We start from the raw sequence: 25873 nt of genomic DNA on the forward strand, positions 1-25873 counted from the left end.
GCGGGATATCGTGCAGCGCCTCCTCCATCGCCGGGTCCGAGAGGCTGAACCACTGTTGCATGAAGTGAATGCGCAACATCGTCGCGACTGGAAACGGCGGGCGCCCGGTCTTGCCTTTGGGGTAGTGCGGCTCGATGAGTGCAATCAGTTTCTGCCACGGCACCACGCGGTTCATCTCATCGAGAAACTCGCGCTTGCGCGTGCGCTTCGTCGACAGATCCAGACCAAGACCGAGCTGTGTCATCGCGCCACTCCTTGAATTCGACTGATCCCAGGATACTCCACCCGCGCGCTAACGCCAGGACTTTTGCAGAGATTCCTTAGCATCTTGTCAAACAAATGAAACGTGATCGACGACTTCTTTTAAAACAGGCGCTAGACAAGTGCCGGGCGCTCTTAGCCAAATATCCGGATAGTCGTGCACTTAGGTCTTCATCCAAGGGTTCTACCTCGCGAGCCGTCAAGACGCCGATCGCTTATAGGGCTTGGCTTGTGGTTTCGCGTTCAGCAGAACCGGATAGGTAAGCTTCATGGCAAGCTCCGTCACGGACAACTACCATGAACTTTACCTGCAATTTACCTGCAGAACCGATGGAAGCTGGCGGATTTTCTTGGCAGCGAGCGGATCTGCTGCCAGCCACTGGATGCGCCACCACAGTGAGACCATATCGCGTGAGCCATTCGCTGTAACCCTTGACTAGAAAGCCTCCAGAGCGTTTAGCATACTGCTGGCGGGAAGCCTCGTAGACTCTCCGAATTGCAAACCACGGCACATGCGGCAGGTCGTGATGCACGAGGTGATAGTTGTTGTTCAGAAACAGCAGACGCCAGAACCAGGCGGCCTCGTTGATGACGGAACGCTGTTCGTGCGAACCGGCCGCGCGATGTTCATGAAACGAGCGCACGGCGCTCAACGCCAGCGCCGGATATCCGACTCCCGCGATGAACAGCCACGGCGCAATCCCGCATACGCGATCGAGCCACACCATCAGCACGGCGAGCGCGGCGAAATGCGCGAGCCACGCGGGAACGTCCGACCAGTCGCCACGCAGCGGTTTGCGCAGCGCCTGAGTCGCCGTCGCCGCAATCGAAAACGCGGGGCCGAGCAGCAGGCGTCCGAAGAACGTGTTGCGCGCGACGAGCAACGCGCGCGTCAGCGGTCCCGCCTGCCGCCATGCGTCACTGCTGACGAAGTAGCTCTCGGGATCGATCTCGGGATGCGTCAGATGCGGGTCGTCGTGATGCTGCAAATGCAGGTCGCGATAGACGCGGTACGGAAACCACACGGCCAGCGGCGCAAAGCCGATCAGGCCGTTGACGAACGCGAAGCGCGTCGGGTGTCCATGCAGCAGTTCGTGCTGGAGCGACATGTACCATGCGCTGAACACGGCGAGCAGCGCAATCGCGACGCTCAGCCCGAGCACCCGCGCATGGCTCGCGACAAAAAACCATCCGCCGTAGATCGTGCCGATCAACAGCCACGTCGGCCATTCGGTGCACCAGGTGAAGCTCTTGCGTCGTCGGGCGAGCGTCTGACGCTGTGCGTCGTCGAGATAGAAGGACATCGGCGGATCGGTCGTATTGCAGTCCAACCGATCCTAAAGGCGAGCCCGCCGCCGCCGAACCAATTTGTTCGGCAAAGCATGTGAGCAAAGCGGATTTAGCCTGCGTTATGCGCGAAGCCTGAACAAATGCCCAGCGCCTTTACCGATGCATGCCGATTTCGCACGCGTGATCGAGCAGTGGCTCGGCCGAGCCGCTGCCGTCGTCGAGCTCCAGACCGCTGTTGACGACCAGCCAGCCGGCTTTGTCGGTGGGCCCGGCGCCTGTCACGAGAATGGTCTGTTGCGCCATCGCGTCGCTGCCCTGACGGTCGCGCGCGACGATCCGGAACGGGTCGTCGGCGCCCGTCAGCGACAGCACGCGCATCACGCGGTACCGGTTGCCGTCGAGCGTGGTCCAGTGCCATTGTCCCGGCTCGATCGTGCCGAAGCGCGCGAGGTCCTTGATGACGCTGTCGTGCATGCAGTCCATATGAATATGCAACTGCTGCTGCGAGCGGCGATACGCCGAATTGATTTCGAGGCCGAGCTGATTCGGCGGAAACGTCAGGCCGATGCGCGAGCCCACGTATTGCCGCGCGGCCCACGCGTCGGCCCAGTAATCGGGTGCGTTCGCGTCGAGCACGCTCGGGCTTTCGATGCCCGTCACGCGGTCGGTCGGAATCAGCAGAAATTGCGTGTTGCCGTTGATGTCCTTGAGGATCGCGTAGCGTTTCTGCAGATCGACGGACGTGCAGAAGCCGGGGCTGCCAGAGTCCCGCGCGGCGGGCACACATTGGTGGTCGACGATTTTCCAGAGAGCGTTGGGATCGGCTGTCGCGATGAGCGCACAGCCGGACGTCCACAGCGCGACGGCAAGCGCCGCCAGGTGCCTGATGCGTGGTCGGATCATGAAAGTTGTCAGATAGTCGGAGCGGGTACCGTGCCGAGCAGCGCTTCGAACGCGATGCCGATGGCGAGCAGCCGGCGGTCGCTGCCGAGCGGCCCATCCAGTTCAATCCCCACGGGCAGGCCTTCCTGCGTGAGCCCCGCGGGCAGCGAAAGGCCCGGAATACCCGCGTTGCTGGCGGGGTCGGTATTGCGCAGATAGGCCGTCATTTCTTCGATGGCAGGCGCACCGTCGATCGACACGATCGACGAGCCGTTCACTTCGTCGATGGGGACGGCGACGAGACGCGTCGTCGGGAACAACAGGGCGTCGAGCTGTTCGGCCGCGAACGTGTCCGCATAGTGCTGCTGCAATTGCGGACGCCAGCTATGCAGGGCGTTGGGATACTGCTGCGCTAGCGCGTCCGCCAGCACGACGTCGTAGATCTCGCGCACGTCGGGGCTCGCGATGCGCGCCGCGATCTCGCCGACCGTCTTGACGGGCGCATCGTTCGCGACGAGGTAATCGCGCACGTCTTCGAGCGCTTCGTGGATTGCGATCGGGCCGCCCGTCTGTTCATTCAGCCGCAGCAAGTCGGGCATCGCGACGGGTACGAAGGTGACGCCCGCTGCTTCGAGCTTCGCGAGCGCGCCGCGCGCGACATCTTCCGTCGCGCGTTCGAGTTCCGCCCACAGCGGTTCGGGCAAGCCGATGCGCAGCGCGGACAGTTGCACGTCGGGCAGCGCCGCATCGCCCGTGATCACGCCGTCGAGCAGCGCGACATCGGCGACGGTGCGCGCCATTGGCCCGACGGTATCGCGAGTATGGCTGATCGGGACGACCGCGTGCGGGTCGTGATAGCGGCGCTCGGCGCCGCCGTTGCCCACGGACGGCCGGAAGCCCGCGATGCCGGTCAGCGCGGCGGGAATGCGCGTCGAACCGCCCGTGTCGCTGCCGAGCCCGGCGGGCGAGACGCGCGCGGCGACGGCGACGGCCGTGCCGCCCGACGAGCCGCCCGCGATCAGCGACGGATCGTACGGATTGCGCACCGGACCCGCGTGCGGGGCCAGATTGGCGCTCGTGATGCCGAACGCGAGTTCGTGCATGTTCGTCTTGCCGAGCACGATCGCGCCCGCGGCGATGAGCTTGCGCACGGAGGGCGCGTCCGTCTTCGGCTTGAAGCCGTCGAGCGCGGGTGTGCCTGCCGAAGTGAGCAGGCCGGCCGTGTTGATGTTGTCCTTGATGACGACGGGCAGGCCCGCGAGCGGCAGACGGGCTCGTTCGTCGGGCGGCAGGGCGTCGATGCGTTTCGCGGCGGCGAGCGCGCCTTCCATGTCGATCGCCGTGAAGGCGTTGAGCGTGGCGAGTGCGGCGGCGCGCGCGAGCAAGGTCGCGACGTAGTCGGTGGCGCTGAGGCGTCCCGACTGGACAGCGGCGACGGCCTGGGTTGCTGTCAGCGCGAGTTGCTCATCGACGGTCCATTGCATGTGATCTGTCTCCCTCGATCAAAACGTGTCTTGAAAACGCCCGCGGGCGCGGCGTGCGGCACGTTCATGGGCGCTTTCAGCGGCGTGACCGGTTGCGTGGCAGGTCGCGTTACTGGGCGCGCATGAGCCGCAGCGCGAGGCGCGCGAGCTTCGGAACGAGTATCGGACGTACGAGCCGTTTGTCGTAGCCGGCCATCCGTTGGTCGTTTTCCTGAAGACAGAGTTCGATTAGTTGACGCGTCGAGAGTGCCTGGCCAATGGTCGCACTGTTGGCGGGCAGGAAGTTCGAGTCGTGTGCGACGCCGTTCGAGTCGATGCCCTTCGCGATTGCGACGCGGTCCCAGATCAGCTTGACCCAGATCGCGCCGACCCGCAACGAGTGCCACGGACGCCGCCACCACGGCATCGTGCGGCGGTACCACGTGACCCAGTTGATTAAAAAGAGGATATGGCGTGCTTCTTCCTGGATGACGGGCTCGAAGGTTTCGACGAGTTCTTCGGGGAAATAGCCCGACAGTTGCGCGGAGCGAAACAGGCCGAACGCGAAGAAGCTGTCGATGCACTCGCTGTAGCCCGTGAACATCCACGCCCATTCCGGGTCGCGCGGTGCCGGGTATTCGGGTTCGGGCGCGAGTTCGATGCCGTATGCGGCGACGAGGCGCGACAGAACGTGCTTGTGGCGCGCTTCTTCAGCGGCATCCATTTCGATCGCTTCGCGCACCAGCGGATCTCGAAGCTGTGCGGCGTAGGTGGAGACGCGGATCGACGCGCGGCCTTCCGTCTGCACGGCGATATCCCAGATGGGCAGCGACGTGATGCGCTTCAGCGCGTCGGGCTGCAGCCGGGGCCAGTCGATGACAGCGGGCTTGTACGGGTTATGCGTTTCGAGCAGCATCCGGCAGAACATCTGCTTGTGTTCTTCGGAGCCGATCCGCATGCGCGTGTGGCCATCGAAGGTCCAGTGGCGCATCGCATGATCATGAGCGGCTTCTGCTTCTGTGATCAGGGTGTCTGACATGTCAGGCGGAATCTTTGGCTAGTTGTTCCGGCTATTCTGTCATACCCCGTTATTTTGTGACGTCGAGCGGGCATGCGCCATGCTGACGCGCGCGTTTTAGGCGCGGTGCGGCGTCAAGAATTGCAATGCGTCCGGGCGCTTACTGATGGCTGTCGATCCACAGACGTCCCCATCGGTACGCATAGGCGAGCGCGTGTTCTTCGTCGAAGAAGTAGTCGAGCGCGTCGAACGAGTACGCATGGGCACCGCTGGCGGAGGTCGTTTTTTCGATGGTGAGGTTCGCGGCAAACAGACCGTTTGGCAGGCGCTGCGCAGCAGGCGCGACTTCGTAGCCTTTGTAGCGGAGATGCCGGTTCCCGCGCAAAGCCTTCTCTGGCTTCGGGTGTTCGGAACTTGTCCGGAAGTTGTTTGGATTTTTCATCGCACTGCTCCCTGCTGCTGATCGTCCCGCCAAGCGTAAGCGACCCCGTTCGACGACTGAACCAACGATTCGTCGGAAGCAAATCAGGCCGGGGAAGCTTTGAGTTTTCGCGAGGGATCTGTTCTGCTCAGGGAACCGCTAGTTACGGCTCGATTCTGACGCGCATCGGTGCGGTTGCCCGTGCGGTTTCGTACAGTGCGGAGAAGGTTCCGGAGAGATGGGCGGATGGCCGATGGCGCGAGTCCGCTAAGGTATGCGAAAGACCCGTCGCGGCCGTCACGCGATATCAGCCGCACACAAAAACGCCACGCGCCGCATCGAAGCAGCGCATGGCATTTGAATCGTCGTGAGAAATCTGCCGGTCAGTTCGCCAGCGCGAGCACCCGCGAGCCGCGCGCATCGTCGGCGTCATCCGATGCAGCGTGCGCAGCAGCGTGACCCGCATGATGCGAGCGAAATGCGAGCGCGAATTGCGCGGCCTGTTGCCCGACCGTCGCGAGCTGATCGACCACCTTCGGATCCGAGCAGGTGTCGGCCGTTTCGAAGCGCGTTTCGAGCGTGTTGATGCCCGCGCCGAACGGTGTCGGCCAGCCGCGCAGCGCGTGCACGATCGAGCGCAGCGACGTCAGCACTGAACCTGCCGCCTGCCATCCATACGCGGTAACGATGCAGCCGACCGCGCGGCCGTCCAGATAAGGGCGTTCGTCGGCACGCAGCTCTTCGAGCGTATCGAGTGCGTTCTTCACGAGGCCCGATACGCCGCCGTGATAACCGGGTGTCGCGATGATCAGCGCATCGGCGTGACGCACGGCCTCGATCAGTTCGCGTTGTTCGTCGGTGCGCTGCGCGCTTTCGGGTGCGTAGTGCGGCAGGCTATGCAGGAATGCGCCGCCGAACAGCCGCGTGCGCGCGCCCGCCTGTTCGGCGCCGCGCAGCGCGAAGCCGAGCGCGCGTTCAGTGGACGAGGCAGCGCGCGTGGTGCCGCCGATGCCGATCACGAGAGGGCGGCGGTTCTTGTCGAAACGGGTCAACGTCAAGCTCCTTGCTGCGGTGGCGGCCGGCCGGATGCATGTTCGTGCCATGCGGCATGTCTGTCATGCGAACGGGCGATGGGCCTGAAACGCCATGTTAGTGACCGATGGTAGCAGCGGGAAACGACTTTTTGTTCTAACGATATAACGGCGTCAGGGTTATCGGCTGCGTGCGCCGGCGTGGATTGCTTGTGCAAAAGGCTTCGTTGGAACGCACGCGGGATGGTGCCAGGATGGAACCGTCTCCTCCATGAGAACGCCTTGACATGGGATTAGCCCCGGTTTCGCAAGAATCCGGGGCTTTTTTTGCCTGCGGGAAGCGGAAGCGCGCGCCTGCTTACTGGGGCATGGCTACGATCCGTCTTGGGCCGAGTGTGTTGTCGTTGGCCGTCATGTCCCGCGATTCGGGCGTCACGCACACGACGTCGCCATCGAAGGCATTACGCCAGACGAAACCTGTCTTGCAGGTGTCTGGGCCATAGACGCCGCCATTGGGCGAGCGGTTTTCGCTTGCCGCCCGGTTTTCAGCGAGGATGCGCGTTTGCGTTTCCGGCGTCACGCACACCTTGTCGCCGGGTTGCGCCTGACGCCAGATAAAGGGCTTCACGCACGCGCCGCGCAAATGGGCGGACCGTTGCAACTCCTTCCTCGACACCATCTGGTCGCCGTTGCTCGCCGGTTTGGTCGGCTGAGCGGGTGCGATCTGCACGGGCTCCGACGCGGGCGGCGTATCCGCCTTCGCTTCGTGGCCGGGACCCGACAGCTTCAGCACGACAGCGCCCATCAGCGCGACGGCGGCGACGGCGCCGCCGATCGTCCAGATGTGCTTGCTGCCGCTACCACCGCTGCCGCGTTTGCCTTTGTTGCGGCCGTTGCCGCCCATCGCCTCCGTGGTGTGCGATGTGTCCGTCTCCGTGGAGTCTGACGTGTCATTGTCCGCGTGCTCACGCAATGCGTTGATCAGCAATTGCAGGTCGCTGTCCCAGCGCGCGTGCGTCAGTTCGACGGAATTGCGGTAAGCGAGATCCTTGATGTCGGCGGGCAAGTCCGCTTCCTGCGGCATCGTCGCGCCTTGCACCAGAACGGGTATCACCGTCACGCCGCGCTTGAGCGCCGAAGCGGTTTCGATGCGCACGAAGTCGCCCGGATTGTCGAGACGGCGTTTGCCTTCGCGATCGGTGATGGTGAGCCACGTCCGGCCGATCAGCGAAAGCAGCACGGCGCACTTGTCGATGTTCGTTTCGATCGCGCGCCGGAAATCGGCGCCGGGCTCGATCGTCGCGACGTCCATGAACACCGTGTGCTCGCCGAATACTTCGCGCAGCGATTCGAACAGGCGTCCCGCCTGGCCTTCCGAATCTTCGCGCCGGTAACTGATGAAAATGGGCCGCATCGAACGATTCCTCCCTCATCGGGTTGAACGGCGAGCCAATCCTGCAATTCAAACGCTCTTTCATTAAAGCAGAGCAAAGCGCGTCCTGTTAGCCTTGCGTGGCGGGCGACGATAGTCGAATGTGCGGAGGCACGACAGACCGTGCCCCATGGAGCCTGTACCCGTACCATCGCGGCGCGTGGACTCGACGGAAAGCGCCGCAAAACACGAGGTGAAGCATGATGACGGCCGACGCTGCAGACCAGGTCGTGCTCTTTAGCGGTCACATGATCGATGCGCCGGAGCGCGCCGTCGAACGCTTTCCTGCGCGGCTCGAAGCGGGCGTCGCGCGCGCGATTGCGGCCGAACTGGACGCGCTTGGCGCGGGCACGAACGATATCGGCGTGTGCGGCGCCGCGTGCGGCAGCGACCTGCTGTTTGCGAGCGCCGCGCTCGACCGCCGGATGACGCTGCGCATCTACCTGCCTTTCGACGAACCGACCTTCATCGAGCGGTCGGTCGCGACGGGCGGCCCACGCTGGATCGCGCTGTATCGCCGCGTGATCGAAGCGGCGGCGGAGTGCGTGCTTGCGGAAGATCGATGCGGTCCTTTGAAGCCGGGCGAAGATCCGTTCACCCGCAACAATCTGCTGATGCTGTCGGAGGCGCAAATGATCCGCGCACGCGCATTGCGGCTGCTGTGCGTGTGGGACGGCGAGCGCGGCGACGGGCCGGGCGGCACCTACGATCTCGTGAAAGCCGTGCGGGCGCGGCATGGCGAAGTGCGCAGAATCGACACGCGGGCGCTGCTGCGCGCAGCCGGCGCGTAAAAGCGGCTTTCGTCATGCCGCACGAAACGGTCGCACCCGATTGAGAACGTAATCGTTGACGGCCAACACGTTACGGCCACACACGCCCGACACCTCAACACCGACGCAAACCGGCTTCTGTTCGGCAGCGCTCAGAACGCACAATCTGGCCTTGGCAATGCGGCTTGCTTTGCTATTCTCGTTGAAGCCTCGACGAACCGGCCGATCTGTCAGGCACACATCCGCTGGCGCACACGCGCCTCATTGTTCGTGCTTGTCCGGAGTTCCCCCATGAGTGCTTTCGACACATTGCTCGCGCAAACCATCCAGTCTGCCGAACTGCTTTCCGACACGGGTTCAAACGAAGAACGCAAGACTTACGACGAGACCAACCCCACGCCGGTGCCCACCCGCCGCGCGGCGTTGCCACCCATTTCCGATAAAGCTGTCGAGTTGATCGTCACGTTCGAGGTCACGAGCGAGTCCGCATACAACCGGCTCTATACGCACCCCGTGTGGCCGCAAGGGCAGTCCGGCTGCACGATCGGCATCGGCTACGACCTCGGCTACGTCGACGCGCAGCACATGTCGACAGACTGGAGCGCTGCGCAGCTCGCCCCCGCCGACATTTCGACGCTCGGCGGCGTGTGCGGCCTGAAGGGTCCTGCCGCGCAACAGGCGCTGCCGCGCGTGAAGGCGGTGAGCGTGCCGTTCGCAGCGGCCAACACCGTATTCAGACAGGTCACGCTGCAACGCACGATCGCGCAAACCATCGCAAAGCTGCCGAACGCGGCAACGCTCTCGCCCGATTGTCTGGGCGCGCTGGTGTCGCTCGTCTATAACCGCGGGCCGTCGTTCGGCGCACCGGGCGACCGCTACACCGAAATGCGCGCAATCGCCGCCGATGTGGCGAACGGCAATCTCAGCGACATCCCCCAACAGCTCCGTTCGATGAAGCGGCTCTGGGAAAACCAGCCGAACATGCAGGGTCTCGTGCGCCGCCGCGAACTCGAAGCGCTGCTGTTCGAAGAAGGGCTCGGCTGATTCGTCCTCTATGGTGGGCTCACCGCCGGAGCCCGCCACCGGCGTGTCGGCTCGGGCGTCACGCCGACCCGCCGACCCGCCGGGCCGACCCAACGGAGTGAAGCGTGCAAAGCATCGAAACATCCGTGCCGCCCCAGGTGCTCGCGGCGCTTCCGCAGCCGCCGCAAGCATCCGCCACTGATCAGGGCAAGCGCCTGAAGATCAGCGTCGTCAACGGCAACATTCAGTTCGTCGAGGAAGCGCTGCTGCTCGGGCACTATCGCGATGCGACGCTGACGGGTGTGGAGCGTGTCGGCGACGAGCTGATCGGCGGCACGCTCAGCACTTCGATCCGGCTCGGGCGCTATCCGCAGCATATCGGCACGCAGCAGGTGTTCGTCAACGCGGGCTTCCGTTCGCCGCATCCGTTCCAGTTGCCGCGTCCCGCCGGCCTGATCGTGGTCGGACTGGGCAACGAAGGGCAACTGCGCGCCAGCGATCTCATCACGACCGTGCGGCTCGGCGTGATCGCGTGGTCGCAGCGGCTCGCGGAAAGCGCGGAGGGCCGCGCCGAATCATTCGTGCTCGCGGCGACGCTGATCGGCAGCGGCGGCTCGGGCATGGCGGCCGGCCAGTCGGCGCGGCTCGTCGCGGAGGGCGTGCGCGACGCCAACCTGCAACTCGCGGTGACCGACTGGCCGTCCGTCGGCCACTTGCGGCTGATCGAGCTGTACATGGATCGCTCGACGGACGCATGGCGTTCGCTGAAGCTGCTCGAACAGGCGAGTCCCGACTGCTACGACATCGACGAATGCGTGAGCGACGGCACGGGCGGTCTGAAGCGTCCGCTCGACAGCAGCTATCGCGGCGCGGACTACGACCTGATCAGCGCCGTCACGCAGATCGACGCGGCGGGTGAGACGAACATCGTCTATACGCTCGACACGCGCCGCGCACGCACCGAGGTTCGCGCCACGGCCACGCAAGGGCGTCTGCTCACGCAAATGGTGAAGGCGGCATCGAACGCGGACAACAACGACGCGAACATCGGCCAGGTGCTCTATCAATTGATCGTGCCGCGCGAAATGCAGCCGTTCCTCGCAGGCGGCTCGGAGATGCAGATCGAAGTCGACGGCGGTACGGCGGGCATTCCGTGGGAAATGCTCGACAGCGCCACGAATGCCTCGCTGCGCAGCGCCGAATCGCCGCGACCGTGGGCGATTCGCGCGAAGCTGTTGCGCAAGCTGCGCGTCGGCGATTTCCGTCAGCGCGTCGACGACGCGTCCCGTGAGGCGCAGATTCTGGTGATCGGCGAGCCGTATGTGAACGATCCGCGCTATCCCGCCTTGCCGGGCGCGCGGGCGGAGGCCGACGCCGTCGCGGGGATGCTGCGCGAGCGCGTCGGCGTCGCGGGCGTCACCGGGCTGGTCGCGCACACGGATGGCGAGCGCGGTCCCGACGCGCGCATGATCGTCAGCACGCTGCTCGAGCACGACTGGCGCGTGCTGCACATTTCGGGGCACGGCGAGCCGCCCGCCGACGAAGCCAATACAGTCGGCGACGGTGAAGATCGCTTGCGCGGCGTGGTGCTGTCGGACGGCATCTATCTCGGGCCGCGCGAGATCGGCATGTTGAAACGCACGCCGGCCCTCGTGTTCGTGAACTGCTGCTATCTGGCGGCACGCAGCGGCGATCAATTGCTGGCGCAGGCGGACGTGCCCGCGTACGACCGGCCGCGCTATGCCGCGAACGTCGCCGAGTCGCTGATCCGTATCGGTGTGAAGTGCGTGATTGCAGCGGGCTGGGCCGTCGACGACGAGCCCGCGCAGAAGTTCGCGACCACCTTCTATCGGCGGCTGCTCGACGGCGAACGCTTCCTCGACGCGGTGGCCGCCGCGCGCGACGCAGCCTGGCTGTGCGGCGGCAATACGTGGGCCGCGTATCAATGCTATGGCGACGCCAACTGGACGCTGGAACCCGCAGCGGGCAGCACGGGCGTGCGCGAACGTTCGCCCGACGAGCGCTATGCGGGCATCGCATCGGCGGTATCGCTCGTGCTCGCGCTCGAAGAACTCGAAACGGCCGCGCGCTTCGAAGCGCTGGAATCGACGGAGCGCCTGCAATACCTCGACGAACGGTTCGGCGAACGCTGGGGCGCGCGCGGCAACGTCGCCGAAGCGTACGGCCGCGCGTGGGCTGCCGCGAAGAACGACGACAAGGCCGTCGCGTGGTTCGCGCGGGCGGTGAGCGTCGGCGACGGCCTCGCTACCTTTTCCGCGACCGATCAGCTCGCGAGCCTGCAGGCCAAACTCGCTTGGACCGCGCTGAAAGCGAAGACGGCGCAGCCGGGCGGCGCGTCGGCGGCCGATATCGACGCGGCGCGCAGTCAGATCGACGCCACCTTGGTGCTGCTGCAGTCGCTGCTGGCCGTGCAGCGCACGGTCGATCGTCTGAGCATCTGCGCGGCGGCGCACAAGCGAATCGCGCTGATCGAGCGCGTCGCGGGAAATGCGGCGGCGGAGTGCGCAGCGATCGGCACGATGCTCGACCTGTACCGCGAGGCCGAGCAGCTCGGCGACGCGCGCAGCGACTCGGCGACGTTCTATCCGTTGATGAACCGGCTCGCGGCCGAATTGATGGCCGGCATGGGCGCGGACAGCGTGAGCGGCTTCGATGCGGATTCCGTCGCCAGGTTGAGACGCCTGATCGAACAGCAGGCGCGCGACGACCCGGGCTTCTGGAACATTTCGGCGGGCACGGAGTTGCGCATTTACGAAAGCCTCGCTGCGCGGCAACTCGAATGCAGTCTTCCCGCGATCCGCGACGATTTCGACGATCTGCACACGCGTGTGCCGGCGCGAAGCTACTGGAGTTCGGTGTTCGATCAGTGCGATTTCGTGCTGACCCGCTACGTGAATCAGGCTGCGGCGAGCGATGCCGAAAAGGCGGCCGGCGTGCAGTTGCTGGCGATGCTCAGGAAGTGGGGCGATTGACGAGTGACTGAGCCGGGCAGACAGCGTGCCCGGCGCGCACTGAAGCGCGCGCGGCCGGGCAGATGCGTTACGACAGATCGGGCAGTGCGCTCAGATAGCTGCTCGTGAAGCTCGCCACCTTTTGTTGCAGCGTGCCTTGCACGGCGTCGAGCACGGACAGGTTGATCTGTGCCGTCGTTGAAAAGCGCTTCAGACTGGCGTCGTTGTTGGTCACCTTGACGAACAGCACTTGCGTGACGGTGGTGCTCGCGGACAGCGAGAAAGCCATCAGCGACACGGTGAGGTTGCCGTCGGCGTCGGGCTCGGCGAGCGCGATCTGGAAGCTCGCCGTGTTCGCGCGCCGGCTCTCGCGATTGAAGAGCGTGATCCAGGGTGTCGACGTGTCCATCGACTGCAAGGCCTTGAGCGTCGCTTCGATCAGCGGCGCGGCGGCGACGGCGCCCGGGCCGAGCAGCACGGCCGCGACGGCCATGATCGCTTCGTGCACGTCGAGGCCCGCTTCGCCGGACACGTAGTCGGTCAGCTCGCAGGTCTGGACGAGCCAGCCGAGGTTCGCGAGCACGCTGCCGTAGCCGTGATACCAGTTCTGCGTGTCGTCGGGCGAGACGCCCTTGTTTTTGAGGATCAGTTGCGCGAGCAGCAGCGAGTCGGCGACGGCCTGCCGACGCGCGGCGGGAATTCCCGCCTTGAACGACACGACGCCCGAGCCGGCCACGACGGCCTGGTCCTTCGACGCATCGAAGACGGGCGGCGGGGCGTCGGGCTCGGCGCCGCGGCGGCGATGCGGCGCGGGCAGTTCGGCATCGTTCACGAAGGCAGTCGCTTGCGCGGCGGTTGGAGTGCTCATGGTGAAACTCCCATGCGGAATGAGAACGGTCGGGGGGAATGATTCGGCGTGGGGGGCGCGGGCGGACGCTGGCAGCAGCGGCGACGGGCGCATGGATCGGCCATCGGCTGCGGCCGCTGTGCCTGTGTCGGCACGTTCAATCAGGGTAGGTCAAGTGCGATCGATGTTTAGGCATTTTTCCGCGAAGCGTTCGGCAACCCACACTGACTGCGGCTCGCCGCGAGCGGGAACGCAGCGGCGCGGAGCGTCACGCGGAGGCGATGGAGGAAGTCATGTCGACCCAGATGAAAGTGTTTTCCTCGCAGCAGATGGGCACGCAGCACGCGCCCGATCTCAGTCCGTTCAACTGGCAGTTTCTCGCGCAGGGCGATTCGTGGTTTTCGATCAGCACGCTCAAGCCGTGGGCCGCGTCGCGGCTGCTCGATCACATGCAGTTTCCACAGCGCACGGTCACGGTGAATTGCGCCGATCCCGGCGACACGCTCGCGCATATGGTCGACATGCGGCGCGACCCGATGTTTTTCGCGTTGCTCGCGGGGCCGAGGGAGCAGCCATGGAACGCGATCCTGCTGTCGGCGGGCGGCAACGATCTGATCGACGCCGTGCAGGTGCCGCCCGTCGACGCGGACCAGGTGCCCGTCGCGCCGCACGAGCGTCTGCTGTTGACGCAGGAGGAATGGGATGGGCCGCTTTCCATCAATCGATACATCTCCCGTGACGGCTGGGCGAACTTCGCGAACCATCTGACGCTGCAGTTCAAGGCGCTGGATTTCATGCGCTCGAAGAGCCAGGGCAACCGCAACACGCCCATCTTCACGCACACGTACGACTACGCGACGCCGCGTCCGAGTCCCGCGATTCCGGGACTCGGTCCGTGGCTGATGCCCGCGCTGGTGACCTACAGGATTCCCGTGCAGGACTGGGACACGCTCGCCGACGCGTTCATCGACAAACTCGCCGACATCACGCTGAACCTCGGTTTGCCAAATGTGTACGTGATCGACACGCGCAAGTCGCTGACCCGCGCCCTCGACGATTCGACCGGCGTCAGCAACGACTGGGAAAACGAAATCCATCCGACGGGCGACGGCTACGACAAGATGGCGCCGCGTTATGTCGAACGGATCTGCTCCGTGCTCGGGATTGCGTAGACCCTTGCCCGTTTGTCCGCGTCTACGGTGCGCCTTGACATGTCCGCGTTCGTCCCCGTCGATCCGCTTTTGTTATCACCCCATCCAACAGTCGAATTGTTCCCGTATCGGTCACCGATTTATATTGCGTACACCGAGGGCCGTGCATCAGCCACGGTCCATAGAAAACGAATGCGCGGCAGCCACGCGCATCAGGAGCACAGGAGCGCAAGCATGAATCGAATCGATCTGGAGGGGCGTGTCGTCGTCATTACGGGCGGCGCGCGGGGCATCGGCTATGCGGTTGCGCAGCGCGCGCTGCGCTCGGGTGCCGCCGTCGCACTATGGGATCTCGACGCGGAGCGGCTCGCGCGCAGCGAGCGCGAACTCGCCGAACTCGGCAAGGTCTGCGCCGTCACCGTCGATCAAACGCAAGAGGCGCAGATCGAAGCCGCCGTCGGCAAGACGCTCGCCGCGTTCGGCGCGATCGACGTGCTGATCAACTGCGCGGGCATCACGGGTGGCAACGGCACGACATGGGAACTCGCACCGGACGTGTGGCGGCAGGTGATCGACGTGAATCTGATCGGCCCGTATCTCGTGTGCCGCGCGGTCGTGCCGCAGATGCTGAAGCAGGGTTACGGACGCATCGTCAATATCGCCTCGGTGGCGGGCAAGGAAGGCAATCCGAACGCGTCGCACTACAGCGCGTCGAAGGCGGGTCTGATCGGCCTGACCAAATCGCTCGGCAAGGAACTCGCGACGAAGAACATCCTCGTCAACGCCGTCACGCCGGCCGCGGCGAAGACCGAAATCTTCGATTCGATGAAGCAGGAACACATCGACTACATGCTGTCCAAAATACCGATGAACCGCTTCCTGCTGCCCGACGAAGCTGCGTCGCTGATTCTGTGGCTTGGTTCGGAAGACTGCGCGTTCAGCACGGGTTCGGTGTTCGATCTGTCGGGCGGACGCGCGACTTACTAGGCCGCTGAGCAGCGATCACGACGCGATCACGACAATGGCGGCACATGCATGCCGCCGGGGCCTTCGCATGAAGGCCACTGGAGACTCGATGAACCGGACCCTATCCGCGACGACGCTCGACGCCACCGTCAGCCAGGTCATGCGGCGCCTGCTGCCGTTCCTGCTGCTCATGTACGTGCTGGCGTTCCTCGATCGCGCGAACATCGGCTTTGCGCAGAAGGCCTTGCAGCACGACACGGGCATTTCGAACGCGGCGTTCGCGTTCGGCGCCGGCGTGTTCTTCGTCGGCTATGCGCTCTTCGAAGTGCCGAGCAACCTGCTGCTGCATCGCGTCGGCGCGCGGCTCTGGATGTGCCGGATCATGGTGACGTGGGGCCTCGTGTCGGCGGCGATGAGCCTCGCGCATACGGCGACCAGCTTCTATGCGCTGCGCTTTCTGCTCGGCGTCGCCGAGGCCGGCTTCTTCCCCGGCGTCATCTATTACCTCACGCGCTGGTTTCCGCAATCGGCTCGTGCGCGTGCCGTCGGCGTGTTCTATTTCGGCGCGCCGCTCGCGTTCATGTTCGGCAGTCCGCTGTCGGGCTTGCTGCTCGACCTGCATGGCGCGTTCGATCTGGCGGGCTGGCAGTGGCTGTTTCTGATCGAAGGCGGGTTGGCGTCGGTGGTCGGCGTGTGGGCGTTCTTCTATCTCGACGATCGTCCCGAGGATGCGCGCTGGCTCACGCCCGATGCACGCAAGACTTTGAGCGCCGCACTCGACGACGACGCGCGTGCTGCCGCCGCGCACGGCCCGCACAACCTGCTTGCGGCGCTGGTCGACCGGCGCGTGCTGCAGTTGTCGGCGATCTATCTGCTGATCCAGATGAGCGTGTACGGCGTGATCTTCTATCTGCCGCAGCAGGTGGCCGCGCTGATGGGCGTGTCGGTCGGTCTGCGCGTCGGTCTCGTTGCCGCCGTGCCGTGGATTTGCGCGCTCGCGCTGACGTGGTACGTGCCGCGCCGCGCGGACGCGGCGGGCACGCACCGGCGCTGGGCCGTCTTGCTGCTGGTGCTGGCGGGATGCGGCATCGGCGTGTCGGGTGTCGCGCATAGCCCGCTCGCCGCGTTGCTGGCGTTGTGCTGTGCGGCGAGCGGGTTCATCGCGGCGCAACCGCTCTTCTGGACATTCCCGACGCGCTATCTGACGGGCGCGGCGGCGGCAGGCGGTATCGCGTTGATCAACTCGCTCGGCAGCCTGGGCGGCTTCATCGCGCCGACGCTGCGCACGAGCGCGGAGCACGCGTTCCAGTCGGGCTCGGCGGGCCTGTTGCTGCTCGGTGCGGCGAGCCTGCTGGCCGCGCTGCTGATCGGCACGCTGATGCGCCGCGACGCGAGCCGCGATACCTCGGCATTCCCGCAACCCATTCATCGCGCCCGCTGACACGCGCGGCGCACGCAACCCACGAACGGAGCTTTAGAACATGGCGATGCCCACTATCCGGCACGTGCGTGCCTTCGTCGTCCGCGGCGGCGGCGCGGACTATCACGATCAGGCCGACGGACACTGGATCGACGATCACATCTCGACGCCGATGGCGCGTTACCCCGAATACCGGCAAAGCCGGCAGTCGTTCGGCATCAACGTGCTGGGCACGCTGGTCGTCGAAATCGAGGCGAGCGACGGCACGGTCGGCTTCGCGGTGACGACGGGCGGCGAGATCGGCGCGTTCATCGTCGAGAAGCATCTGGCGCGCTTCCTCGAAGGGCAGCGCGTGACGGACATCGAGAAGATGTGGGATCAGATGTACTTCGCGACGCTGTATTACGGGCGCAAAGGTGTCGTGCTGAATACGATTTCAGGCGTCGATCTCGCGCTGTGGGATCTGCTCGCGAAAGTGCGCAAGGAGCCCGTGTATCAACTATTGGGAGGGCCGGTGCGCGACGAACTGCAGTTCTACGCGACGGGTGCGCGGCCCGATCTGGCGAAGCAGATGGGTTTTATCGGCGGCAAGCTGCCGTTGCAGCACAATCCGGCCGAAGGCGAAGAGGGCTTGCGCAAGAACATCGACAAGCTGGCCGAAATGCGCAACCGCGTCGGCGACGATTTCTGGCTGATGTACGACTGCTGGATGAGTCTCGACGTGACATATGCGACGAAGCTTGCGAAGGCGGCGCACGAGTATGGGCTGAAGTGGATCGAAGAAGCCTTGCCGCCCGACGACTACTGGGGTTACGCCGAACTGCGCCGCAATGTGCCGCGCGGCATGATGGTGTCGACGGGCGAGCACGAGGCGACGCGCTGGGGTTTCCGGATGCTGCTCGAAATGGGTTGCTGCGATCTGATCCAGCCTGATGTGGGCTGGTGCGGCGGCATCACGGAGCTGGTCAAGATTTCCGCGCTCGCCGATGCGCATAACGTGCTGGTCGTGCCGCACGGGTCGTCGGTGTACAGCTATCACTTCGTCGTCACGCGCCACAACTCGCCGTTCGCCGAGTTTCTGATGATGGCGCCGAAGGCCGATCAGGTCGTGCCGATGTTCACGCCGCTGCTGCTCGACGAGCCGGTGCCCGTCAATGGGCGCATGAAGGTGCCCGACACGCCGGGCTTCGGCGTGCGGCTCAATCCCGAGTGCAAGCTCGAACGGCCTTATCAGCATTGAACCAGGAGACGTCTGTGCTGCTGAAAGACAAGTCGGTGATCGTGACGGGCGGCTCGCGCGGCATTGGCCGCGCGATCGCAGTGGCGTGTGCGCGGGAAGGCGCGGATGTCGCCATCAATTACTGGGGCGACAACGATGCATCCTATGACCGGCGATCGGCCGTCGAGGAGGTCGTTAGCGAGATCGAGGGGTTGGGGCGGCGGGTGATCGCCGTCGAGGGCAATGTCGCTTTGAGGGCAACGGGCGTTGAGCTTGTGGCGCGGACAGTCGATGCCTTTGGTAAGGTCGATGTGCTGGCCAGCAATGCGGGCATTTGTCCGTTTCATGCGTTTCTGGATATGCCTGCCGAGGTGCTCGAAACCACCGTTGCCGTCAATCTTAACGGCGCATTTTTTGTTACGCAGGCTGCGGCACAGCAGATGAAGGTGCAGGGCACGGGTGGGGCGATCGTTGCGACGAGTTCGATTAGTGCGTTGGTCGGCGGCGGCATGCAGACGCATTACACGCCGACCAAGGCTGGTGTGCATTCTCTGATGCAGTCATGTGCTGTTGCGCTGGGGCCCTATGGGATCCGGTGTAACTCTGTCATGCCCGGCACGATTGCCACCGATCTCAATGCCGAGGACCTTGCCGATGAAGGCAAGAAGGCTTACTTCGAGAAGCGGATTCCTCTCGGAAGGTTGGGGCGACCTGATGATGTCGCCGAGTGTGTGGTGTTTTTGGCCTCCGACCGGGCCAGGTATGTTACCGGTGCTGCTTTGCTTGTTGATGGTGGGTTGTTTGTGAATTTGCAGTAGTCTTTTTTGTCTGCGACGCAGTCGCCATTCTGGTTTTTTTTTGCTGGCGAGCGCCTTAATTGCGGTGGCATCCGCGATTTCGTAGTGGTTCTTCATGCGTTGCCCCTGTGCGGGGCGGCACCTACTTTTCTTTGCAGCGGCAAAGAAAAGTAGGCAAAAGAAAGCCGCTCACACCGCTAGCCCGTGTTCTTGCCTGCGGGCCCCCAGCCGGTCCCGCACTCCACACGGCAACACTTTGTTTTGCGCGCGTTGCCAGCGCCTCGAACAGGCGCATCACCCACTCCAATCACCCGCAGGCAGCCAGCGGCAGCGCCCCGTCCGCGCCGCCCAGGTGGCAAACTGTGTGTAGCTTGTCGCGCCGTCTGCGTTGGCGATACTACGACACCGATCCGCTTTTCAGTCCGGAGTGGTGCACTTCGATCGCGACGGCCTACACACAGTTTGCCACCTGGGCGGCCGCGAACGTCTGGTAACGCGGCCCGTGACGCGAGAGTGTGAAGCGGGTGATGCGTGAGTTAGCACGCTGGCAACGCGCGCAAACGGACGCGTTGCCGCGTGAAGCGTAAGAACTGTCGGGGGCCCGCAGGCAAAAACAAGGACTGGCGGTGTTAGCCCGCTTTCTTTGCTTACTTTCTTTGCGGCGGCAAAGAAAGTAAGTGCCGCCCCGCACAGGGGCAACGCATGAAGAACCACTACGAAATCGCGGATGCCAGCGAAAAAAAAAGCACTCGCCAGCAAAAAACCCAGAATGGCGACTGCGTCGCAGACAGAAAAGCCTACTGCACAGCTAGCGGTTCATCTTTAGAAAGCCTCGCAGAGTGCACCCTCAGCAACTCAACAAACCGCTGCGCAGGCTCAGCAAGAGCCTCATCCTTCCTTGTGAGGATGCCAAACCCGGCAAGGCTCTTGCCGATCTCAACCGGCAGCGCAACAAGCAGCTTGCCACGCACGTGATCCCTGACGACGGACTCGGGCAACATGGCGACTGCGTCATAATTTTCCAGCAACTGCAGGGTAGCGAATATCGAAGCACATTCAGTGAGATTGGCCGGCGTGCCAAGCCCGGCCCGAGCGAGTTCTTCTTCGAACAGAACCCGAGCCGGACTCGAAATAGGCTGAGCAACCCAGGGCCATTCCATCAGCTCGCGCAGCGAAATAGAAGACCGCCTCGCGAGAGGATGCACGGACCGAACCACGAGCGTCAGCGTCTCCCTGGCCAGCGGCTCAAAACTGAAATCATTATGCTGCAGCGGATCCGTCAAACGACCCAGCGCAAGATCAACCTCGCGGCGGTGCAGCAATTGCACCACCTGATCGCTGGTCTCGCCGAGAATGCATACATGCAGCAGCGGCCGCTCGGTCTTGAGCGCAGCGACAGCCATCGCCAGCAGATCGGGCGCGGCGCCCATGATCGCGCCAACCGTCAATTGCCCGTGGCCGCCCTTGCGCTTCGCATCGAGATCCTCGGCGAAACGAGTCAGCTCCGCCAACGCGCGCCGCGCATAGGCCAAGGTAACCACACCCAGCGGCGTCGGCTGCATCCCGCGCGCATTGCGCTCGAATAGCAGAAAGCCGAGCGCTTCTTCGATGTCGCCGAGCATGCGGCTCGCGCTCGGCTGCGCAACGTTGATGGCATCGGCAGCCTGATGGACGTTGCGGGCGTCGTCGAGCGCGACGAGCAAGGCTAGATGCTTGAACTTGAGCCGGTTGACAAGGGCGACGGTGGCGGCGTTCTGGCTCATGGAAGGTCGGCAGGTTGGGTCGGTCAGCGATTCGGTTTGGGTATCGCCCAATCCCAACAACGGATTGAGATGCTATCGACGCCCGAATTATAGTCGCATCAAGACGCTACCTTAGAGAGCGGCAAGAACAAGTGATAGAAGACACTGGAGACAAACCCGGCATGGAGACAATCGCTTTCCGGATGGTGCTGAACCCCGGCATGCGCGACGAGTACGAGCGCCGGCATCGGGAGATCTGGCCGGAACTCGTCGATGCGCTGCACAACGCCGGCGTGCGCGATTACCGGATCTTTCTCGACGACGACACGCATCATCTGTTCGCGATACTGACGCGCACGGCCGATCATTCCATGGAGCGCCTGCCCGAACTCGCCGTGATGCGCAAATGGTGGGACTACATGGCCGACATCATGCAGACGGCGCCCGACCATACGCCGCTCCAGCAAGCGCTCACGCCAGTGTTCGAACTGCAGCATCCCTCCAACTGATTCGCGACGCTCGCGGCGCACGTGCGCCGGCGACGAAGGACGCGCCATGAAAGTTGTCGACCCGCACATTCACCTGTGGGATCTGAAGACGCATCACTACCCGTGGCTCGCCAATCCCGGCGTGTCGTTCGTCGGCGATGCGCGCGCGTTGAAGCACGACTATCTGATCGCCGATCTGCTCAACGATGCCGGCGAGATCGAACTGCTCAAGTGCGTGCACGTCGAGGCCAATCACGATCCGGAAGATCCCGTCGAAGAGACGCGCTGGCTGCAAGCGGTAGCCGATGCGGCGGATTCGCGCGCGATGCCCAACGGCATCGTCGCGGCCGTCGATCTCTCGGCCGCCAACGCCGCAGACGTGCTCGAACGCCACGCCGCATTCGCCAATACGCGCGGCGTGCGGCAGATCCTCAACGTGCACCACGACAAACTCTACGACTACGTCGGCCGTCACTTCATGCGCGAAGCGACGTGGCGCGAGAACTTCAGGCTGCTGCGCAAGCACGGCTTGTCATTCGACGCGCAGCTCTATCCGTCGCAGATGGAAGAGGCGGCCGCGCTTGCCAACGAGCATCACGACACCCAGTTCATCGTCAATCACGCGGGCATGTTCGTCGATCGCAACAGCGTCGGCGGCTATCGCGCATGGCGCGACGGCATGAAGACGCTCGCGCAGTGTCCCAACGTCGCGGTGAAGATCAGCGGACTCGCGATGTTCGATCACGCGTGGACGGTCGAAAGCCTGCGGCCCTACGTGCTCGAAACCATCGACACGTTCGGCGTGGAACGCGCGATGTTCGCGTCGAACTTCCCCGTGGACCGGCAATTCGGCTCGTACGGAGACTTGTGGCGCGCGTATGCGGCGATCGTCGGCGCAGCGAGCGACGCTGAAAAAGACGCGCTATTCGTGCGCAACGCCGAGCGCTTTTACCGCATCTGAAACGCTATTCAGTCAAGCATTCGCCGAATCGCAAAACCCGCATTCGCAGCATGAAGGAGGAGAGGGTGCAGCAACAGCAACACACTCAGGACGTGCCGAGGCTCGAACTGCGGCACGCAAGCAAGACGTTCGGGCGCGTGCGTGCGCTGTTGGACGGCGAACTCGTGCTATGGCCCGGCGAAGTGCATGCGTTGCTCGGCGAGAACGGCGCGGGCAAATCGACGCTGGTCAAGATTCTCGCCGGCGTGCATCAGCCGGATACGGGCGAACTTCGCATCGACGGCATCGAGCGCCGCTTCGCGACGCCGGCCGAAGCACGCGATGCCGGACTCGCCGTGATCTATCAGGAACCGACGCTGTTCTTCGATCTGTCGATTGCCGAGAACATCTTCATGGGGCGGCAGCCCGTCGACCGCTTCGGCCGCATCCAGCACGATGCGATGCGCCGCGAAGTCGACGGCCTGCTCGCGTCGCTCGGCGTCGATCTGCGCGCGGACCGACTCGTGCGCGGGCTGTCGATCGCCGATCAGCAGGTGATCGAGATCGCGAAGGCGCTGTCGCTGAACGCGAACGTGCTGATCATGGACGAGCCGACGGCGGCGCTGTCGCTGCCCGAAGTGGAGCGGCTGTTCACGATCGTGCGCAAGCTGCGCGAGCGCGACGTCGCGATCCTGTTCATCACGCACCGGCTCGACGAAGTGTTCGCGTTGACGCAGCACGTCACGATCATGCGCGACGGCGCAAAGGTGTTCGACGCGCCTACCGCCGAAATGACGACGGAGTCCGTGGTCGCGAAGATGGTCGGGCGCGATCTGGAAACGTTCTATCCGAAGGCGGACGTGAAGCCCGGCGACGTGCGCCTGTCGGTGCGCAACCTGACGCGGATCGGCGTGTTCAAGGACATCTCGTTCGAGGTGCGCGCGGGCGAAATCGTCGCGCTCGCGGGTCTGGTCGGCGCGGGCCGCAGCGAAGTGGCGCGCGCGATCTTCGGCATCGATCCCATCGATTCGGGTGAAGTGCAGATCGCGGGCAAGCGGCTCGCGACAGGCAATCCCGCCGCCGCCGTGCGCGCGGGCCTCGCGCTCGTGCCGGAAGACCGCCGTCAGCAAGGCCTCGCGCTCGAACTGAGCATCGCGCGCAACGCGTCGATGACGGTGCTCGGACGACTCGTGCGCCACGGGCTGATCTCGTCGCGCAGCGAAACGCAGCTTGCGACCCGCTGGGGTACGCGGCTGCGCCTGAAGGCGAGCGATCCGTCCGCGCCTGTCGGCACGCTGTCGGGCGGCAACCAGCAGAAAGTGGTGCTCGGCAAGTGGCTCGCGACGGGTCCGAAGGTGCTCATCATCGACGAGCCGACGCGCGGCATCGACGTCGGCGCAAAAGCGGAAGTGTATGGCGCGCTGTCCGAACTCGTGCAGGAAGGCATGGCGGTGCTGATGATTTCGAGCGAACTGCCCGAAGTGCTCGGCATGGCCGACCGCGTGCTCGTGATGCACGAGGGCCGCATCAGCGCGGAGATCGCGCGCGCCGATGCAAACGAGGAGCGGATCATGAGCGCGGCACTCGGACAATCGGCGGCATTACTGGGGCGCGCAGCATGATCCGGCATTCGACTCATTCACACGCGGCGTCCATCGAACACGCGCCGCTGCAGCATGCACGCTCGGGTCCGGGCGGCATCGTCGGTACGCTGGCGAAGAGTCGCGAAACGACGCTCTTCGTCGTGCTGATCCTGCTGATACTCGGCACCTCGCTCGCGCGGCCGCAGTTCCTCAACCTGCAGAATCTGCGCGACGTGCTGCTCAACGTGTCGATCATCAGCTTGCTGACGGCGGGCATGACGGTCGTGATCCTGATGCGGCATATCGATCTGTCCGTCGGCTCGACGGTCGGCATCAGCGCGTATGCCGTCGGCAGCCTGTATGTGGCGTTTCCGCATATGCCCGTGCTGGTCGCGCTGCTCGCGGGTGTCGCGATCGGGCTGGTGGCGGGCGGCATCAATGCGTTGCTGATTGCCGTGGGGCGCGTGCCGTCGCTGGTCGCGACGCTGTCGACGCTCTACATTTTCCGCGGCGCGGATTACGCGTGGGTGCACGGCGGCCAGATCAATGCGACCAGTTTGCCCGAAGCCTACTCGCGGCTCGCGACGGGCACGCTGCTCGGCATACCGACGCTCGCGTTGATTGCCGCTGTCGTGCTGTTCGCGTTGTCGTTCTATCTGAAGCACTTCCGCGCGGGCCGCGAGCATTACGCGATCGGTTCGAACCCGGAAGCCGCGCGGCTCGCGGGCGTCAATGTCGAGCGCCGCGTGATGTCGGGCTTTCTGCTGTCGGGCGCGATTGCGGGCTTCGCAGGCGCGCTGTGGCTCGCGCGCTTCGGCACGGTCGACGCCAGCACCGCGAAGGGCATCGAGCTGCAGGTGGTCGCGGCTGCCGTGGTCGGCAGTGTGGCGATCACGGGCGGCGTCGGCACGATACTCGGCGCAACGCTCGGCGCGCTCGTGCTCGGCGTGATCAGCATCGCGCTCGTCGTGCTGCACGTGTCGCCGTTCTGGGAGCAGGCGATCGAAGGTGCGCTGATCGTCGCGGCCATCGCCGCCGATACGCTGCTCGCCCGCTCCGTCGCCAAACGCATGATGAGGAAACGCGATCATGGCTAAACCCGATTCCGCGCTGCTCACCCGCAAACGCGAAACGCCGCTGCGCTGGGAGACCTTGCTGGTCGTCGTGCTGGTTGCATCGCTCGGTCTGGGACGCGTGCTGTCGCCCGTGTTCCTGACGGGCGCGAATCTCAGCAACGTACTCGCCGATCTGACCGAGATCGCATTGATGGCATTGCCGATGACGCTCGTCATCGTCGCGGCGGAGATCGATCTGTCCGTGGCATCGGTGCTCGGCGCGTCGAGCGCGCTGATGGGCGTGCTGTGGCACATGGGCCTGCCGATGCCCGTCGTGATCGCGCTCGTGCTGGTATTCGGCATGATCGCGGGTCTGCTGAACGGACTCGTGATCGTGAAGCTGAACCTGCCTTCGCTCGCGGTGACGATCGGCACGCTCGCGCTGTTTCGCGGACTCGCGTATGTGCTGCTCGGCGATCAGGCCGTCGCCGATTTCCCGGCAAGCTATACGGCGTTCGGCATGGACACGCTGTTCGGCACGTTCATTCCGCTGCCGTTCGTGATCGTCATCGTGTGCGCGGTGCTGTTCACCGTGCTGTTGCAGGCAACAGCGTTCGGCCGCAGCCTTTATGCGATCGGTGCGAACTCGACGGCGGCCGCGTTCTCGGGCATCGAGGTCGCGAAGGTACGGCTGCGATTGTTCGTGTTGTCGGGTTTGATGAGCGCGCTCGCGGGCATCGTCTACACCTTGCGCTTCACCAGCGCGCGCGGCGACAACGGCGAGGGCTTCGAACTGTCGGTGATCGCGGCCGTGCTGTTCGGCGGCGTGAGTATCTTCGGCGGACGCGGGTCGATGGTCGGCGTGCTGCTGTCGCTGCTGATCATCGGTGTATTGAAGAACGCGCTGACACTCGACGACGTATCGAGCGAAACACTGACCATCGTCACGGGCGCACTGCTGCTCGCATCGGTGCTGATCCCGAATCTGGTCGCGCGCTGGCGCGCGATGCGCGACCGCAAGCTGATCGCCGCCCAGACGTTGACGAAGCCGACTGCATCGTGACATCACGCGTCATGCCGTGCAAACCCACCGGACACCAAA

At 64.4% G+C, this 25873-nt stretch carries 23 protein-coding genes; 13 read left to right on the plus strand and 10 right to left on the minus strand.

All coding sequences use genetic code 11. The features are described from left to right. From G3N95_RS30955 to G3N95_RS30990, 8 genes are all read right to left on the minus strand, one after another. On the minus strand, positions 1–244 hold a 244-nt coding region (locus tag G3N95_RS30955), incomplete at its 3' end, for a transposase (RefSeq protein ID WP_205973900.1). A gap of 232 nt (positions 245–476) precedes the next feature. Further along, positions 477–1565, minus strand: coding sequence for a fatty acid desaturase (locus tag G3N95_RS30960; protein WP_205973901.1), 1089 nt, complete (start codon positions 1563–1565; stop codon positions 477–479). A 139-nt stretch (positions 1566–1704) separates the two neighbouring features. Beyond that, the gene (locus G3N95_RS30965) at positions 1705–2454 is read right to left on the minus strand and encodes a CDP-diacylglycerol diphosphatase (protein WP_205973902.1); all 750 of its coding nucleotides are present in this window, start codon (positions 2452–2454) and stop codon (positions 1705–1707) included. An 8-nt stretch (positions 2455–2462) separates the two neighbouring features. Continuing rightward, on the minus strand, positions 2463–3917 hold the full coding sequence (gene iaaH / locus G3N95_RS30970; RefSeq protein ID WP_205973903.1) for an indoleacetamide hydrolase: 1455 nt from the start codon (positions 3915–3917) through the stop codon (positions 2463–2465). Between the two features lie 109 nt (positions 3918–4026). Further along, positions 4027–4935 (minus strand): ferritin-like domain-containing protein, encoded by a 909-nt coding sequence (locus tag G3N95_RS30975; protein ID WP_205973904.1) that lies wholly within the window; start codon positions 4933–4935, stop codon positions 4027–4029. A gap of 139 nt (positions 4936–5074) precedes the next feature. Further along, the gene (locus G3N95_RS30980) at positions 5075–5299 is read right to left on the minus strand and encodes a transcriptional regulator (protein WP_205973987.1); all 225 of its coding nucleotides are present in this window, start codon (positions 5297–5299) and stop codon (positions 5075–5077) included. Positions 5300–5718: 419 nt separating this feature from the next. Next, entirely contained in the window at positions 5719–6387 is a 669-nt protein-coding gene (locus G3N95_RS30985; protein WP_205973905.1) for an NAD(P)H-dependent oxidoreductase, read from the minus strand. A gap of 337 nt (positions 6388–6724) precedes the next feature. Beyond that, positions 6725–7780, minus strand: coding sequence for a toll/interleukin-1 receptor domain-containing protein (locus tag G3N95_RS30990; protein ID WP_205973906.1), 1056 nt, complete (start codon positions 7778–7780; stop codon positions 6725–6727). A gap of 218 nt (positions 7781–7998) precedes the next feature. Between G3N95_RS30990 and G3N95_RS30995 the strand changes: the two genes are divergently transcribed. The 3 genes from G3N95_RS30995 to G3N95_RS31005 all read left to right on the plus strand — a co-directional run bounded on the left by G3N95_RS30995 (position 7999) and on the right by G3N95_RS31005 (position 12584). Further along, positions 7999–8589: a hypothetical protein gene (locus G3N95_RS30995; RefSeq protein WP_205973907.1), complete on the plus strand. Its 591-nt coding sequence runs from the start codon at positions 7999–8001 to the stop codon at positions 8587–8589. Between the two features lie 270 nt (positions 8590–8859). Beyond that, positions 8860–9612 carry a hypothetical protein gene (locus G3N95_RS31000; RefSeq protein ID WP_205973908.1) on the plus strand — a complete coding sequence of 251 codons (753 nt, stop codon included), beginning with the start codon at positions 8860–8862 and terminating at the stop codon, positions 9610–9612. Between the two features lie 104 nt (positions 9613–9716). Continuing rightward, positions 9717–12584 carry a CHAT domain-containing protein gene (locus G3N95_RS31005; protein ID WP_205973909.1) on the plus strand — a complete coding sequence of 956 codons (2868 nt, stop codon included), beginning with the start codon at positions 9717–9719 and terminating at the stop codon, positions 12582–12584. A gap of 67 nt (positions 12585–12651) precedes the next feature. On the opposite strand, the gene G3N95_RS31010 is transcribed toward G3N95_RS31005, so the two are convergent. Then, positions 12652–13431, minus strand: coding sequence for a hypothetical protein (locus tag G3N95_RS31010; RefSeq protein ID WP_205973910.1), 780 nt, complete (start codon positions 13429–13431; stop codon positions 12652–12654). Positions 13432–13703: 272 nt separating this feature from the next. Here G3N95_RS31010 and G3N95_RS31015 point away from each other — a divergent pair, with 272 nt between their 5' ends. The 5 genes from G3N95_RS31015 to G3N95_RS31035 all read left to right on the plus strand — a co-directional run bounded on the left by G3N95_RS31015 (position 13704) and on the right by G3N95_RS31035 (position 18984). Continuing rightward, positions 13704–14582 (plus strand): hypothetical protein, encoded by an 879-nt coding sequence (locus G3N95_RS31015; RefSeq protein WP_205973911.1) that lies wholly within the window; start codon positions 13704–13706, stop codon positions 14580–14582. A 213-nt stretch (positions 14583–14795) separates the two neighbouring features. Further along, positions 14796–15548, plus strand: a complete 753-nt coding sequence (locus tag G3N95_RS31020; protein WP_205973912.1) for an SDR family NAD(P)-dependent oxidoreductase — start codon at positions 14796–14798, stop codon at positions 15546–15548. A gap of 88 nt (positions 15549–15636) precedes the next feature. Continuing rightward, positions 15637–16968, plus strand: a complete 1332-nt coding sequence (locus G3N95_RS31025; RefSeq protein WP_205973913.1) for an MFS transporter — start codon at positions 15637–15639, stop codon at positions 16966–16968. A 40-nt stretch (positions 16969–17008) separates the two neighbouring features. Next, entirely contained in the window at positions 17009–18187 is a 1179-nt protein-coding gene (gene rhmD, locus G3N95_RS31030) for an L-rhamnonate dehydratase (protein ID WP_205973914.1), read from the plus strand. Positions 18188–18201: 14 nt separating this feature from the next. Further along, positions 18202–18984, plus strand: a complete 783-nt coding sequence (locus G3N95_RS31035; RefSeq protein WP_205973915.1) for an SDR family NAD(P)-dependent oxidoreductase — start codon at positions 18202–18204, stop codon at positions 18982–18984. Between the two features lie 776 nt (positions 18985–19760). Here G3N95_RS31035 and G3N95_RS31040 read toward each other — a convergent pair. After that, on the minus strand, positions 19761–20726 hold the full coding sequence (locus G3N95_RS31040; RefSeq protein ID WP_205973916.1) for a LysR family transcriptional regulator: 966 nt from the start codon (positions 20724–20726) through the stop codon (positions 19761–19763). A gap of 161 nt (positions 20727–20887) precedes the next feature. Between G3N95_RS31040 and rhaM the strand changes: the two genes are divergently transcribed. The 5 genes from rhaM to G3N95_RS31065 are packed head-to-tail and all read left to right on the plus strand — an operon-like array spanning position 20888 to position 25834. Continuing rightward, positions 20888–21214: an L-rhamnose mutarotase gene (gene rhaM / locus G3N95_RS31045; RefSeq protein WP_205973917.1), complete on the plus strand. Its 327-nt coding sequence runs from the start codon at positions 20888–20890 to the stop codon at positions 21212–21214. Positions 21215–21260: 46 nt separating this feature from the next. Continuing rightward, entirely contained in the window at positions 21261–22154 is an 894-nt protein-coding gene (locus tag G3N95_RS31050; RefSeq protein ID WP_205973918.1) for an amidohydrolase family protein, read from the plus strand. Positions 22155–22204: 50 nt separating this feature from the next. Beyond that, complete coding sequence (locus G3N95_RS31055; RefSeq protein WP_205973919.1) at positions 22205–23755, plus strand: sugar ABC transporter ATP-binding protein; 1551 nt, start codon at positions 22205–22207, stop codon at positions 23753–23755. Next, positions 23752–24813: an ABC transporter permease gene (locus G3N95_RS31060; protein ID WP_205973920.1), complete on the plus strand. Its 1062-nt coding sequence runs from the start codon at positions 23752–23754 to the stop codon at positions 24811–24813. The genes G3N95_RS31055 and G3N95_RS31060 overlap by 4 nt, the downstream gene beginning before the upstream one ends. Further along, the gene (locus G3N95_RS31065; protein WP_205973921.1) at positions 24806–25834 is read left to right on the plus strand and encodes an ABC transporter permease; all 1029 of its coding nucleotides are present in this window, start codon (positions 24806–24808) and stop codon (positions 25832–25834) included. Before G3N95_RS31060 ends, G3N95_RS31065 begins: the two co-directional genes overlap by 8 nt. Positions 25835–25873 lie beyond the last annotated feature (39 nt).

The sequence above is a fragment of the Paraburkholderia sp. Tr-20389 genome, assembly GCF_017104565.1.
Taxonomy (GTDB): Bacteria; Pseudomonadota; Gammaproteobacteria; order Burkholderiales; family Burkholderiaceae; genus Paraburkholderia.